The organism is Armatimonadota bacterium (assembly GCA_039679645.1).
Taxonomy (GTDB): domain Bacteria; phylum Armatimonadota; class UBA5829; order UBA5829; family UBA5829; genus UBA5829.
The window spans coordinates 54376-70308 of sequence record JBDKUO010000066.1 but is presented as its reverse complement, the minus strand read 5'-3'; the positions used below and the strand labels follow the sequence as shown (position 1 = coordinate 70308).

General features: G+C 49.8%; 4 protein-coding genes. All 4 read right to left on the bottom strand.

The window, feature by feature from the left end; genetic code table 11:
• Window position 1: 1 nt before the first annotated feature.
• From ABFD83_13905 to ABFD83_13890, 4 genes are read right to left on the bottom strand one after another with little or no spacing between them, the layout of a single operon-like run.
• Window positions 2–10078: a strawberry notch-like NTP hydrolase domain-containing protein gene (locus tag ABFD83_13905; protein MEN6358164.1), complete on the bottom strand. Its 10077-nt coding sequence runs from the start codon at window positions 10076–10078 to the stop codon at window positions 2–4.
• On the bottom strand, window positions 10078–11658 hold the full coding sequence (locus ABFD83_13900) for a hypothetical protein (protein MEN6358163.1): 1581 nt from the start codon (window positions 11656–11658) through the stop codon (window positions 10078–10080). The genes ABFD83_13905 and ABFD83_13900 overlap by 1 nt, the downstream gene beginning before the upstream one ends.
• A complete protein-coding gene (locus ABFD83_13895) occupies window positions 11658–13091 on the bottom strand; it encodes a hypothetical protein (GenBank protein ID MEN6358162.1) in 1434 nt (477 codons plus the stop codon). Before ABFD83_13895 ends, ABFD83_13900 begins: the two co-directional genes overlap by 1 nt.
• Window positions 13092–15926 carry a hypothetical protein gene (locus tag ABFD83_13890; protein ID MEN6358161.1) on the bottom strand — a complete coding sequence of 945 codons (2835 nt, stop codon included), beginning with the start codon at window positions 15924–15926 and terminating at the stop codon, window positions 13092–13094.
• Window positions 15927–15933: the final 7 nt, after the last annotated feature.

The following is a 15933-nucleotide window of genomic DNA, read 5'->3' as shown; positions in this document are numbered from 1 at the left end:
GCTACCCCCTAGTCTCAATCTTGCTACGGGTGTGCTGCAAATTGTTGTAGTATCTAATAGCCATCTTGAGCTTCTTTCGCTGAGCTTTATTCAGAGAGTGTATAAATGCTTTGCGCAGGTCCGGCTTTGTCTCTGCCTGCACTTCTGCAGTCGGATCATATTCTTGCGGTTTACCCGACCCCAAGCCATACAGAGGATCATTCATTTTGAAGCTCTGCTCGATCCCCCTGTCTGTTCCACCCAGCTTGAAATACTGTTTGTAGAACTTCCGTGCGGACTTAATATCGCCCCAACGCAGAGCACGTTTGTAATTCCACAGTGCGGTAGACTTGGGATTGTCATTGCCGCCTCTATCCCCACCCTTGCCGTGCTTCTTCAGAAAGCCAGTTTTCTCTCCCAGAATGTCATAGTATGCCGACTGTTCAGGGTCAGAGACGTCCGCAAAGTAGCGTTCGGCATTCTCACGCGTCGGTCTGCTCGGCTTGCCCGTGAGCTTGCGGTATTCGTCACCAAGTGAGACTGAATCAGCCAGATATTCCCCACGGTCCTTGTAGGACTGTGGATTGAAAATATCAGGATAGAGCTTTTCCTTTGTGCTCAATTCCGTATATGTCTTGACCCAAGGGTTTATCGCCTGAGCCATCTTGTTGACCGGCTTCTTAGCATCATCGGAAAAAATCTCCATAATGGACTTGTCTCCATTGAGATACGCCTGTATGTCGCTTGGAGCAGTGTCTGCACCGAACCACTCGGTGAAGTCATTCACAGCGCCCAGGCGAGAGAGATATAAGATATCGCCGGTCTTGGCGTCACGTCCGAAGATCAGATGAGGCTTTGACTTTATATCATCGGGCAATTCATCTTCTTCTTTGCTGAAATGCAGATAGTTCCAGGCAGACAGGATAGACCACAGCGCGCTTGCCAGAATGCCGAACTTGGCCAGGCGCAGCGCAGTAAATACAGCCTTGGTAAACCCTGCGCGAGCTTTTGCGCCAGGCGCGTCTTCCAGCGTGTTTCTGAACATCCGCACAGTCCGCCCAAAGTTGACCTCCTGCCAACTCCAGAACGGAGCCACATACTTCCGAATACTTCTGCCAAGTTGTGATATCTCATCATACGCACCAAGCAGTTCATTCGACAGCTTATATGCCTTATCACGCGGGTCATGAAGCCCCTCTACTTCCGTGCGCTTACTGCCGCCGTGGTTCTTCAACGTGCCGTTATTGACTTCATCCAGGTATTCGAGATAAGCGGCATACCTCAACAGCGATTCGCGAAAGTCAGTCGCGAGTCTTGCCGTTCGCCAATACTTCAGGAACAGCTCTTTTGGAATGCCCAACACTCCAGCATTCTTGTTCAGCAATTTGGAGAAGATGGCCAAGTCGTTTAGCTCACCCATCTCCTGAGCCTGCAAAAGACCCTGCTCACCCCCACGGTCCATCCAATCCTTGAGTGTCCCTTGCGGGAGTCGAGAGGTTCGATACATCTGGTATAGCTCCCGTGCAGATTGCGGCACATACTTAAGTATGCCGGGGTTCATCATTATGACAGGTTCAATATCACCACTGAGGTTACGCAGGTTGTATTTGATAGCTCTTTCCGGGTTGAGTAATTGATATTGTTTCCACAGGTTCAGGGGCTTACCTGCCACAAAATCAAGAACCGGATCATCAGTGCGTGTACGCGGCAGATTCTCCAGGGTAGCTGTTATGCCCTCCGGCAATACCCACTCACGCCGCTTGCCGCCCAAAACCAATACATTGCGCAACTTGTCTAGCGGAACATCGCCCAATTCCATAACGCCTTCAAAGATTTTCCCGGCCAGTTGTTCAGAACTGCTCTCTGTCTGATAGAACACATTTCCCCTATCGGGCTGGAAGATAGCATAGCCTTGGCCACCAGGCGCAGGAACTTCGGAGACCAGGTCGCGCCAATCCAGGTATTCATCACCCAAGGCTGCTTTAATGTATTGCTTCTTCTCACGTATGCCGTGAAAGAACATCGCAGCTTTACCCGATCCGGGTTCACCGCCGTGTTCCTGAAGCAGATAATTCATATATTGCATCAGTCTATTGTGTGCCCACTCAGGCAATTCTATGCGATCAGCAGGAGTCCAATCTTCACCCATCACAGACTTGATTGAGCGGTTGTGCAGGTAATTATCGACCAGTTCGTTAAGCAAGTCCTCATACTCACCTGCCCGACCGGCAGGAAGGTCATCATTGAGCGCCATCTTTTGCAGTCCGTCTATGGCAGCCGACTGCTTCCAGTTCAGCATTCGGCGCATAGCCTCTTCTGCAGTGTATTTATGGCCGCTTGTGTTGTCCTCAGATTCCGTCAGCTCTTTGGCGACATCTTCAAAATGAGGCAGTATGGCCGAAACGTTCCGGTGAGCAGCTTCCAGCTTCAGGTCTTCCTTTATATCATAGTTATCTTGAATCCGCTTCAGAGCCTTGGCTATCTGAGTATCGTATAGCATCTGGGAAAGGACTTCCCATTCCGACTGTACATAGTTATAACTGATATCCAGGTTGCTACCTTTGCGAGCCTTGAGAAACCCACGGCCTTTCTTCACTCCGACGCGCTTACCAGTGCCCATCGTTCCAGCGTATTTCAGGTTCATCTTGTCGAGAACCATATGCCGGAAGTAGTCCTGCCGCTTGAGGTTTTTCGACGGATCATAGCCAACGGCTTTATTAGCGGCTATGTAACCCTGTGTGACTTGCTCCAGCACGCTACGTCTGACCGAAAGCGCATCCTCAATCTTGCTGTTCCCGTTAATGGCTTCATCCACTCGTTTAAGCTCAGCGTCAGCAGTATCAGCATCCCAGCCTCCAGGCAATTGCATGCCTTCAGCTGCCGTTTCAGCGAAATCAGCCAGGACGATCCGGCGATTGAACAGGTCGAACGCAGCAGGATCATATTCAAGATCGATCAGGATTCCGTGGATAAGTCTAACAGCTTCAGAGTTTTGCACGCTCTTTTGATGACCAAGCACACGCAGCGCTTCATTCGCCTCAGCATAGAAGCCGGTTCGCGGGATATCTTTGTATGTCCTGGTAGCAAGTGCAGGTAATCCGTGGAAACATTCTACAATCTTGCTCAGGAAACCCTTGGAGGTTATAGGCTTGCTATTCTCTTTCCAGTTAGATTCCAGGTCGGGGTTATCAAACTCGAAAGACCCTTCAGTCTTGCTTTCAGGTGATTGAGCAGTGCTGCCATTAATGTATTTGACCGACAATGACGGAGTAGGCAAATCCACTTCCGACACTCGGGAGTTGACACGAGACGCTATATCTGTGCTGATAGACTTCGGCAATTCCACCACCGGGTATTTATCCAATAGATTAGCCATTGCGTCAGCGGACGGCACAAACAAACGCTTGTCATATACACCAACGGATACAATGCCCATATCAGTCAACCGACTCTGTGTCGCAGAATCAGTGACCAGACCGCCATTATACTTGATCTCGATTCCAGGTGAACCACGGAAGATTCCCTGCACAAGACTGAGCTTGCCTGCCAGATGGATAGTATCATTGGCATTCATCGACAATGCACCGTTGTAGACTGATCCCGGATCACCGGCATCAGCCTGAGTGACTACCCCCAGTTCCCGAAGTGTCTGCATTACATTGTCACCGGTAAGCATAGTACCGACAATCCGTTCGCCGCCGTCGAGTGGAACCCTCACGATGGTTTTTGCATTGCCGAGTCTATCATATATAGGCAGAGTCAAACCTGCAATAATGTGATACGGTTCCTGCCGGGTCGCAGGCATTTCATCAAGTTGTTTTTGCCACAGCTCCTCTGCTTTATCTTGCTTAACAGGTGACCAGTTCTCTACATAAGCCTTTACACTCAAAACGCGGGAACGGCCATTCGGCCCACGAACCAGATACTTACGCTGTGTCTCCGTAGTCCCAGGCACTGGGACATCGAGCCAATAGCACATCCCCACGCGGCCCTTGGTGTTAACTCGCCAAGATGCTTGACCGTTTGCAAGAAGGTCTCGCCACTCTCTCTGACATTCGGCAAACGACACACGCTTGTTTTTGACGGTAGCGTTCAGGTGATAGTATTTGGTCTGTGCGCCGCTGGTGGGATCAGTGCGTATGACCTGCTCAGATACTTTCTTGATCTTCTCAGCCTTAATGTCTTGGACCGTCTGGTCATATGTTCCGGCCAACTTTGCCGCATTTATCTGATCTACAAACGACATCTCAAACGCTCTATATAAGTCATTCTGCTCGTTGACCGGCAGAACCATCATACGGTTAAAGAACTGCTTGAGTAGCCCTGTCGGGGACGTAGGCCACTTCTCCGGGTTATCGCTAATCCCCATCTTCTTAAGTGTATCATTCGGCAATGAGGCAAGCGCAGCACGAGCGGCCATCATACCTTCGCGACTGTTGAAGTCATACTTGGCAAGTTCCCCCGCGCCAGCCGACGACCTGTCACCACGCTGCAGAGCGCCGAGCATAGAGAGTTTGGAAGCCAGGGACGAGAGGAACCGCTTATACCCCGCAATATCCACGCCCATAAGCAATATCTCAGGGCCGATGACCTCATCCGATCTATGTGTCCGGCCGAATCCCTGCAGTGTGCCTTTAGTCTGCCATCCAATATCGAAGACGATGTGTAACCTCTGCTTTTGATTCTTCATCTTGCGGCCCGCATGAAGGTCGATACCCTGCTCACCTGCGCGGGTATATATGGCAATCTTGCGCTTGCCTTCTTGGAAGTCTTTAAGTTCCTGGTTGCGGTTCGTCTGTGAATGATGTTCCAGGTTCAAAGCGCCGGTCTTGCGGTTACGGATAAGCCTTTGACTACGCCCAGATATTTCCGCCACATTGTCAGCACCGAAGTAGTCTATAATCATATCCAGAGGATTGCCCGGCACGCTCAGTGAGTCGAGTCCGCCAAGTAACTGCTTACGCAACCGTATTTTCTCCGGATCAATGACCGGTTCCCACTCTTTCTTACCATACTTGTCCACCGCTGTCGAGCCGTCCGGCTTTTTCCATACTGGCACATTCTCTGTCTTGCCGGTAAGCGGATCAGTCATAGGCTGAGTGAGTTGAACTGGGAATCCCGATTTAACCAAATTGAAAAGGCTGTCAGAGCTTGCAAAGTCTATATCCTCAAGTTCCTGGCCAGCCTTAAGACCTTCGGACACTTTCTCGATAGTCTCACCCTCGTGAGTGGAATCGATCGATATAACAGGGGCCTTACCCTCTCTCATGGCGTTTTCTATCGTTTCGATAAGGGTGGGCACCTGGAAGCCGGTCAACATAGACTTAAAGAACTTCTGGTGAACTCCCCAATATTGCGACATAAAAGTGCGAGTCTCACGGCTGTCGAGTTTCTTTTCTTTTACAAGGTTTTGAACGAACCCCAATGCCTTTGACCAAGTGTCAGCCGCTTCATTGTATTGCCGGATCATCTCTGGAGTCGGTTTTACTACCAATTCACCATAACTCAATGGCTTGCCATCAGGATGCTCGAACGCCAGCACACGGGAAACATATGTGCCCATCTGCTTCATTTCACGCGCCACAAGCTCCATAGCACCAATACCACCGGCGTCAATCGTGCCGGAGAACTGGTCAAATGTCTTAAAAGCCGTATCCGAACCCCACAAGCCCAAACGCACAGCATAACCCAGGTCGGTTATATCGTCAGCGCTGGTGGCAGTCATATACGTGACGCGGGCATTGGGTAACTTGTTCTGTATATCAATGACCGATTCTCCGATGTGGCTCGACTTTTGCAACGCATTATTCGTTACAGCATTTGCAGCCTTATGAGCTTCATCGAAGATGATAACAGGGTCACCCTTGCCCTGCTCCAGCCACTCCAATATCTGCGTAAACCTCGTAGGCGACGTCCGTTTATTCGCAAACGTGGAGTATGAACAGACGACAACGCCTTCGGGGAAATCTATCTGAGTGCCAGCCTTAAAGTCGCTGATCTTCTTGGCAGGGATTGTGTCCTTTCCGGCCACTGCCGTCAGGTCGCGGACGCCAGCGTCATATAGTTCATTGTGGTTCGCGGATAGCCACAGAATACGCCTGTGCCCAGCATACCAATTGTTCGTGATAATGCCAGCAGACTCACGCCCCTTGCCGACACCAGTTCCATCGCCAATGAAGAAACCTCTGCGGGAACCATCCGGCAGTAACTGGTTGTGGCAAAAGTCAGCCAGAACGACCAATTCAAGCTGAGTGTCGGAAAGTCGGGAAGCTCCCTTCTTGATTATCTCTCGCGGGAAGTGAATGTATGAGTTTACTTTCTCATCATCCAGATTCACAAGCGGAGTCTTAACGCCGCCCATAGAACCTGTCTCGACAAGTTTGGATGGATGCGGATTGCCGTTGCCTATCTCGGCCTTGTAGGTCTGGAATGTATCGTTGTTCTCAACGACGGAGTTGTCGCCGCCAGTCTGTCGAGTTACGTGTTCTTCGACATTTACATCTGGCTGCGTGCCAGTTCTATCGCCAGATCTCTCAACGTCACCATTGCTTCGTCCCCCGACATTGCCAGAAGATCCTTCGGTTGATACCCCTCGTCCTGAAGTGCTTTCGTGATTTCCGTTGTTGCCCTTACCGGGTCTTTCTCGCTCGACCACATCAGATATATGTTGTTTGCCAGATCGTCCGGAAACCACTGTTCCTGAACCATTGCTTCCTGCCACTCCTTGAACGCCAGATTCACCCAGATCAGACTTCCCTGGAAGTAATATTCCATCCAGTGATTTTTGCTCAGTATTTCGTATGCAACTTTGTTTAGGGGCAGTTGGTTGGCTTCCTGCAACCTCTTTAGGTGTAGATCCGCTTTCGCTACTGCTTGTTTCAGTGACTTCCGGTCCATTCTTACCTAACTCCTTAAGCCTATCGGCTACATCCTGAACGCTCAGGGGTTCGTCAGAGAACAATTGTGGATCAGTCTCTTTATACCCTGAAGGCTCAGTATTGTCAAACACGAGTATTCTGTTGTCGAATGTCGTGCCATATTTTGAGTATGCAGACCCGTCAACAAGTAGGTTTGCTCTGTAAGCATATCGCTTGCTCATATCATCAAACCACTTGTGGAAGGTCGGAGTGTTATCGCCCATACCACGACCCACAATAGCGACCAGGCGGCCGCCAGGTTTCAGCATATCAAGAGCAGCTTCAACGTGCTTCGCACCGAATGCTGTTTTGTGCGCCTTAACCCTGCCACCAGTGGCAGAGAAAGGCGGATTCATTAAGACCACATCATATTTTTCCGGCGACAAGGCGTTCAGGATTTCCGCATCCTGCCGTGTAACAGGATAATTCTGAGCAGCAAGAAGCCCGGCACGCACGTTGCCACCCTCACCTGGGTATTCGTTTGTTGTAACCTTCGCGCCACCAATTCGCAGGAAATTAGCCAGGTTTCCAGTTCCAGCAGACGGTTCGAGCGCCGTTTTTCCGTTGATATCCCCCAACGCCTTAGCAGCGGCAAATGCCTCTGCCGGTGGAGTGCTGAACTGCTGCAACTCCACTTGTGTTTCTGTCCTATCGTTTGCTGTTTGGGTAGGCAGTTTGGATTGCAGATGTTCGAGCCAGGTCACAGCCTTCTCGTGTGGCCAACTCATGATATCAGGAGCATTCTCCCGAATATGAGCATTGACTGCGGCCTCAAGAGCATCGGCCTTGTCGCGTGCATTGTATGTTCCCGCAGCCTCAGTGCCACCGAACGTGTCATCGGCCATAGAAGTCAGTTCGCGCCAGTCGATGGGCTTATCCTCATGAAGTCTAGTGGTAAGCCGGTTAGCTAGGTCGACGTGTTTTTCCACACCAGGAATCGGCTTTACTTGCCCTGGTGCTTGAAGCATTCCACCTGCTGGAGTAGTCTCTCCGCTTGGAACTTGCTCAAGTTCGGCTTGCTCAGGTTCTTGACCGAGTGAATGACCACCTTGTAACCTTTCGGTGTTTTGCGTATCATTTGTAACCTCCGATTCCGGTGTAACTGCCGAAGTTTGCTTTATCGTGGCAACAGGAGCTGTGGGTTCTGCTCCCTTGGTATTTATCTTAAGGCCAAGTGCTCTAGACAACACTTTCGCCTCTTCTACAGTCATGAAGTCGGATGTAGGTTCCCCAGGTCTACGCCAACCCGTGACTTCGTTTCCATAACGACGATTATCGAACGCCGGTATCTTGGGAGCATTCTTTTGTATGATATCGCCTATCTGCTCTTTGGTCATGCCAAGCGAATCGGCGACCTCATTCCAGTCATAACCTTTCAGGCGGGTCTTCCCTATCACGCCGGTCGAATCATTCTTAGAGAAAACCGGCACATCTGACTTGCTGGGAGCGCCGAACTGGTAGGCCTGTCGATTCTGCTCTTTGACATCCTCAGCAGCCTGCTTGATTGCATCCTGTTGTGCCTGCTCAGCATCCAACGCTTGCAACTTTTGCACTACAGGATGCGCCTGCATCTGTTCAACCATATTCTCCATGTTGTTTCGGTTCTCATAAAAGGCATCATACTTAGCCTTGAATGCCTGCTGTTGTTCCGGTGTCATTTCGGGATAGTGGGTAGACTCTTCCAGCAGCGCAGGCTCAGCATCATAATACTTCTGCAGCTTGGCGTTTGTAGCATCCCAGACGCGACGGACTTCATGACTTACTTCTTGGAACTTCGCAGGGTCAGCATTAGCCTCATCAAGTTTGTTGAACCAGTTAGAAAGTATATTTATCCTACGATCAGTCGGAGACTGAGGAACTTCCTGCGCGGCGGGCTCAGGAGCTGGGGTGACTTCCTGCTGATGCACGGGAACGCCGTCAAACTGATCCGCAGGAATATTGACGTATGTTCCTCGCTCAGTTTTTGCGATAACATCCTTGCCGACAACCTTTGTAGGCTCGACAATACCCAGTGTAGGAGACACATGAGGTGTGCCAGTTTCCACCTGCTCAGGAGCGGTATTGGCTTCTGGTTCCGCGCTCTCTGGAATTTTGGTAACTGCTTCCCGCGATTTGGACATCTCACCAAGCCGATTGATGATCTTTCCAAATACATTAGTTTTCTGATCTTCGGGCAGGTTCTTGTATTCGTGAATACGATTAAGGCCCTCATTGAAACGCTCGGCGGATGCTACGTTATCACCTTGTTCAGCCTTTATAACCGCGTCAGATAGAATCGCTCGTGTTTTGGCATCAGATATTTTCTTAGGCGCATTCTCGATACTTTCCAATATAGGCCGGAGTATAGCATGACCGGCAGCACCCATAAGAGCGCCGCCACCAACTATCTGAGGCTGTGCTTTAATCCACTCTCTCGGATGTTCTATGGCATCAGGGATGCTGGCCGCTTCACTGGCGACAGCACCTTCTATACCACCTTGAACCGCTCTCACACCAGTCTTGGCAGCAAGCCGGGCGACGGGATTACTTACACCCTTTTCGATTGTGCCTATGACAGCTTCTCCGGCTTTGCCTACCGCTGGAACCAAGTTTAAGCCTGGAATGCCCAATATGCCCTGAATCAGAACATCACGGCTGGACGGCTCTGCAAGCATCTGCGCACCTTGTATATATTGCGAAAGATATTGTTTCGATTCATCATCAAGATTTGCTGCGGCGATCTTTGCATCTACTTCGTCAGGATGCTGCATAAGCCTATCGCCGATCTTGCCGATTTGTGTTTTCTGGCTTTCTCCGAGTGTACTTTTTGGCACGGGCACGACATCTGGCATTGCTTCACGAACAGCAGTTTGTGTGGGCGTTTCAACGACTCTCAAGGGTCGTGTGTCCTTACCGAGTATCTTGTCAGCCTTTGCTTCAGTTGCCTGGTCTAAACGTTGCTCGAACTTGGATGGCTTCTTGGATCGTGCATTCTTATGAACAGTCTCCGCATTCGCAATAATACGCATCGAACGTTCATTTGGATCATATATATGAGAAGCAGAACCGTTCCCGACTGCTTGCCAGTTGGTGGATGAGCCGCCTTTCTCCTGTATCGCTCTGGCTCGTGCCCTTTTAACAAGTCCTCCATCATCATTAGAAGCTGTTTGCTTGCGTGCTTTTGCCCGACTTAATAGACTCATTACCGACCTCGCTTGGCTGACTGATACACTGCATAAACGGCTTTTTTGTTCCAACCCGGATGCTCTGCCTGGACGTCAGACCAGAACTCGCCCCACGTATATGATGGATTCGCCTGTAGTGCGGATTTTATCTCATTCACTGGTCTCTGGGTTCTAAATGAAGTGGACACGGAAGACACAGACTTGCCACCATACTTGGCATTTACAGCCATAACAGCCTTCCGACCTGCAGGAGTGACGTAGTTTCCTGCTTTACCATGCTTAATCTGTCCTCTGCTCATCATCACGCCGATATTATTTAGCACCTCTTGCGGAGCGGCGTTGATAGATGCGCTGCTGAAGCCATATCTTTGAGCCATACCTCTGTCTTTTGCGGACATCTTAGACGCGGATGATCCGCCAACGCCGCTTTTGCTGCCGTTTCCACTCCGGCTGTCACCACTGCCACGTGCAGCCCTCGCCGCCGCCCGATCAGCCGCAGCATTTGCCCTATCGCTTGCAGCCATCGCAAGTGTCATAGCCTGCTCAGTCTTATCCTGGGATAACTGCGCAGCAGAAGAAAGCCCAGGAAACTTGTTTACCTTAAGGATAGGATCACTATACCATTCATCCTTTGAAACCTTACCCTGCATAGCCTGTTGTCGCATTTGACGATAATACTTGCGAGCATCTTTCTTATCCTCTGCCGAAAACTTGTTGACTTGGTTCGTCACAGACGGCTTCGGTTTGAGTAAAAACAGTTCGTCAGGTGTCTGAATATCAGGATGATTCTTACTCCACCAGCCGACAGCATCTTTGTTGGACATCGTGCCATTTACGATAGCACTTCCCAGCATTTTTCTATCTGCCGTCACAGTCTTGGAATTGCTCAATGGAGTGAACAATGTAGACAACGTGTCAGACGATACCGTTGCATCTGATGGCTGTTGACCTACCTCTTCAGTGCTACCGGCCACAGCAGACGTAGGAGCGGCCTGATTGTCTTGCATCGATCCGGTATCCAAACCGCCCAGATAGTTCGAGCTAAGATATGCAGGATATTGGGGAGTGGAAACCTGCGTACCAGGTGCAGCGGCACTCGCCGGAGCCTGTTGTGTAGAAGCATTGGCAAGATCACTCGCAGTTGCTGGATTTTGCTGTGACTGAGGAACGCTTGGCATCATCTGCCCGCCCAGGAACTGTTGAAGCCGATCATTGCCATATGTCTTTGCCAGGAAGACTTTTGTTTGATCAGCACAATACCCAGCCTGCTTCAACTTCATCACATCGTTGAGCATAGCATCGGGAACAAGATCACGTATCTGACGTTGAGGCAGACCTACTTCTGCCGCGCCTGCGTTATATTGCTGAAGTGCTGTCTGCTGCTGCTCGGGCGTCGTGGAGAGTTGCCAATTGACGTCATCAAAGTTGGCAGCAAGATCGGACAGGTCTTTCTTCTTGCGTTCCGTAATCGTATAGTCCCGGTCTTCCTTATCCTCTTTGTCTTGACGTTTCTGCCGACGACCCTGATTGAGAGCATCATAATAGTTGCCGACTCCCTGAAGGAGTCCTGCCGTTATAGATAATCCGGTGTTGCTCATTATGACTTTGCCCCCTTGTATGCTCCATAAGCTGTTCCGGCAGCACTCAACAGGGCAGCCCACAAGTTATTCTTGTTGGCACTATTCTGCGATGCAATCTGTGAAGCCTGGTTATTATTAGATATGACACCGTTCTCAGCATTTATAAGTGGTGTCAGGTCAGCAGCCTCACCTAATCGGTTAGTATCGCTGCTGAGCCAATTGAGCGCATTCCACATATTCTGAGTCTTTTCGTTGTGCAGGTCGGACGCTATTGCTTCATCGCTCAACCAACGGGAATCCTTTGCACTCTGATCCTCGTTGAACCAATCCCGGTTCTGACCGGTAGTATTGTTTACATCGTTCCAATACTCTCTATTGAGATCAGATTGTGACTGGTCTTGTGTTTTGCGATCCTGATTCTCAGCAAGATTAGCCTCCTGCTGTTTGAGCATTCTATCGATTGCCTCTTGGCGCAGGTTCGTATCCTGCGTATCAAGAGAATTGGCATAGTTCTCCTGTGCTTCCCGATTCTTCGAAGCCAAGTCCTGAGCAAGCTCATAACGGTTCATTTGAGCAGTATCTGCGGCCTCAGCGTTAGACGTTCGCTCAGATCGTGCATTCGCAGCGGCATTTATACCGGCAAGGACACCTTCAGCACCCTGTTCCGCGCCTGTAGAACGTTGCCAGTTGCGAAGCCCTATCTTTGCACTATTGCTGATATTTGAGCCTGTAAGACCTCTGCGAGCTGCATCAGCGTCCAGCTCTGCTTGCTGATCTGCTACTTCCTTATTCAGGTCAGTGTCATTGATTTGGTTATAAGCCCTGACAACTTTGGACTCTATCTGGTCAGGGTCTGGAGTGTCATTCAGCACACCAAGTAAAGTATCAGCACTCGGCATACCGGATGAGTCATACGTGGCAACCTGCCCGAGCTTCCCTAAGTTGGTATTAGCCGATGAAGTTGGAGTCGCAGTGGCTTTCGACAGGTCGGTAGTTGTATCTATTCGTGGACTAAGTGTGTAGTCTGACTTCGTAGGATTAACCAAGGAACCCTCATAGGTTTTCAGCTCTGGACGAGTCGACAGCACTTCGTCAGAAGTAGGCACATACAACGTAGCAGGCGCACTGCCGTTTGTATTGGAGCTATCCCCGTTCACATAGCCAAGTAGATCACTCGCGACCGCACCTAACTGGTTATTGCGTATGTTGTATAGATTGGAATAGCCCTGCTTGTTGTCAGCCATCTGAGTGACATAGCCTTGCAGCACTGCATTGGGATCAGTGCTGCTTGAAGTAGTCCCACCGGAACCACTTGAACTAAGAGCAGATAGTGTTCCAGCAGCAAGACCCGCCTTAGTCAGAAGAGGATTGCCCGTAGCAATACCGGCGACTGTAAGCACTGGACTCGCAATTTTCTTTACAGTGTTCTTGATGCTTCCCCACAATCCCATCTACTTCACCCCCGTTCCGTCACCGTGTGGATCTGCGCATTCGACATTGCACATATCTATCTGAAAAGGCCAGACAGCAGTATCCGATGTGATCTTAAGCGCCGGGTTTACTGCGTCCATAGGAACTTCAACCTTTATTAAAACCCGATCAGTTCCTTTTGGCACGGTAACAGTTTTTGATGAAGTGCTGCTTGCATTATCACCTAAAGTCGTAATAGTCAGATCAACGTCACTGGCAGTTGCAGGACGCACGAACATCCGCACCAAGCGCATATGCTTAACGTCTACAATCTCATCTGCAGATGACTCCAGAGAAAGTCGACCAGTCTTGTATTCTATACTCTGCGCGGTAGCTGAGGCAAAGAGATCATAAACATTGCCATTTGCGTCTGAAACCAGCACATTGCGAGTAGGGTCGTTGCTTGGCACGAATATATCAAGGTAATTGCCGGGAACACTTGTCCAGGTGCCTTTGGCGACGTTAAACATATAGAATGTATCGGGGTCTGAACCCTCAGTTTCAGTTCCAAGGAAGAGATACCAGCCGTTCCAATATGCGCACTTCCACCTCTTGAGTGTATCCGCACCTACCGGCAGTCCATGACTCCATCGACGACCCTCCACCGCGTTCGGAGCATTGCTGCCTGAGGCCATCACAAATACGTGATGATCCGAGCCGAACACGATCATACCACCGGCATTCATTGCAAAATCTTGTGATATTCCACCTTCGGCAAAGGCCGGTTCGCGGTCAAAATCATCCAGATTGACACCGAACCATCTGACAGCACGATTACGGAGCAGAAGCAGGAGATCACTACCCTTGATACCTGTTGTCTCATATGCGCCATCTTCCGGCACGATAGCCACAATAGGGTCGTGAGTGCCGGAGCCTATCGGCACACGCAAACCGATATTCGTATTGATAGTCGATGAAGATGTTGCGCTCCATTGCTCGGTAGGAAAATACTCGTAATAACCCAGCGTAGACGCCACCAGGTCAGCGCCATCGAAACCATACAGCCGGTCATTGAAATATATCAGATTGGATATCGCACCAGGTCGGGAACGCAGATCTGAGTCACTACCTAATGGATTGCCAGAATCCGCAGTGACACCGGTGTCTGTCCAGTTCGCAGGCAGCGTCAAAGCGGTGTAGATATCTGCTCGCGCAATCTTGTTTACGAGCTTCGGCGTATCGAATCCAGAGCCTGAGTTGTCATCATACGACCTGTATATCTTAAGCCAATCAACATCCTTTTCCGGCACAGTGGTCGACCATCCACTGACCTGAATACTGGCTGCTGCAGAGAGAGTGACAATATTGCTAATTGCGACAAGTCCACTGTAGCCTGTCATATCACTACCATATTCAGCTACATACTCATATTTACCTGCGGGCAGCGTCCCGGTCGTAGCGCTCGATGCAGCGGTCAGATCAGGCATTTCCGGCATTCCGACACGATGCGTGCGGACTATGACATACGGCAATTGAGTAGCATAGTATATACCATCTGCATGCCCCTTGCCGGTAGTATCATAGCCAGTCTCCAGGGTAAAGCTTTCATAATAAACACTCTTGATAACTCGACCATTCTTTAAGTCCCATACCCACCTAGACAGAGTGGTATTCCATGTCGCAAAATAGATTGTGTCGCCAGCACGAATACCTGCATTCTGTGGAGTTATGGTTATATACCATCCATAGGCTTTATCTTGCGATGGTATAGTCAGCGTAACAGTGGTGCTGGTTGATTGAGCACGACCTGCATCATAAAAAAAGCCACTCCATCGAATAGGATAGTCTTCTGATGCCACATGCATAGGCGTGCAATATAGGTTATTGCCTACCTGTTGAAACTGTTCGGGTTCACCCAAGTATGTTCGTAAATCCAAATATACGCTGTCCGATCCTGAGTATGCCCGTCCCAACAGTGGTTTCCATGTGATCGGAGTCTCAGCATCTTGATACCGGGGAAGTTCGTGAGCATACTGATCAAGAAATCCATCAGGAACAAGTGTCGTATAGCAGGACGCAGTGCCCATAAGACCGAGAAAGCCACCATAGTAATCAGCCTTCCCTAATTTAGTTGTGGCATTTACTGAAACGCCTGCGAGTATATCAAGCGTGCCAGTATTCACCACAGCAACTGCTTCTCCATCAACATACAAAACCGGATACTGTCCATTTGTCCAAGTTATTTGCACCAAGTGCCAAGCAGACGTTAATGTAGATGCAGCAGTCGCATAAGTATTGTATGTGACTGCAGTTCCGGAACTATTCTTCCCTGAGATATAAGCGTAAACTCGTCCGCTCAGCAGTGCCAGAAATATCTGAAGACCAGTGTCCCTGATCAGCACAATGTTGACACCAACGCCACTAGCCAGCACAGAATGATCAGGTTTCACCCACACGCTGAAACACATAATGCCAACACAAGAAGAAGCGTCAGCAGCATTTGTTTCGATGAAACTATTGCCATCGAAGAAACGGACATTGCCATTTCTGTTGAGCTTATATGGAGCAGTGCCGTGATTCTCGCCAATTGGAAGATTGATACCATAACCGGACGATATCTCATTGGAGTCGAGCATATCGAATTCCCAGTCCATATTTGACAGTAATTTTCTGCGCCAAGACCGTTGTGTGCCGACCCAGAGACTACCGCCGCGCTTGCCGACCAGGACTGTATCACCGTTTGGTGTTACGTAGTCGCGGAGTGTGATAAAGCCCTCTGCCACGTCTCCGCTCAGAGGATTGTCGGACGCGAATGGTATCATCTCAGGCGCCTTCATCACCTGTAGGTTACCGGCAGAATGATCTAGCCCAGACATGCTGATA

Bases quoted from the DNA above. Each gene is read 5' to 3' on its own strand.
- ABFD83_13905 (MEN6358164.1), bottom strand. From the start codon at position 10,078: ATGAGTCTATTAAGTCGGGCAAAAGCACGCAAGCAAACAGCTTCTAAT.
- ABFD83_13900 (MEN6358163.1), bottom strand. From the start codon at position 11,658: ATGAGCAACACCGGATTATCTATAACGGCAGGACTCCTTCAGGGAGTC.
- ABFD83_13895 (MEN6358162.1), bottom strand. From the start codon at position 13,091: ATGGGATTGTGGGGAAGCATCAAGAACACTGTAAAGAAAATTGCGAGT.
- ABFD83_13890 (MEN6358161.1), bottom strand. From the start codon at position 15,926: ATGTCTGGGCTAGATCATTCTGCCGGTAACCTACAGGTGATGAAGGCG.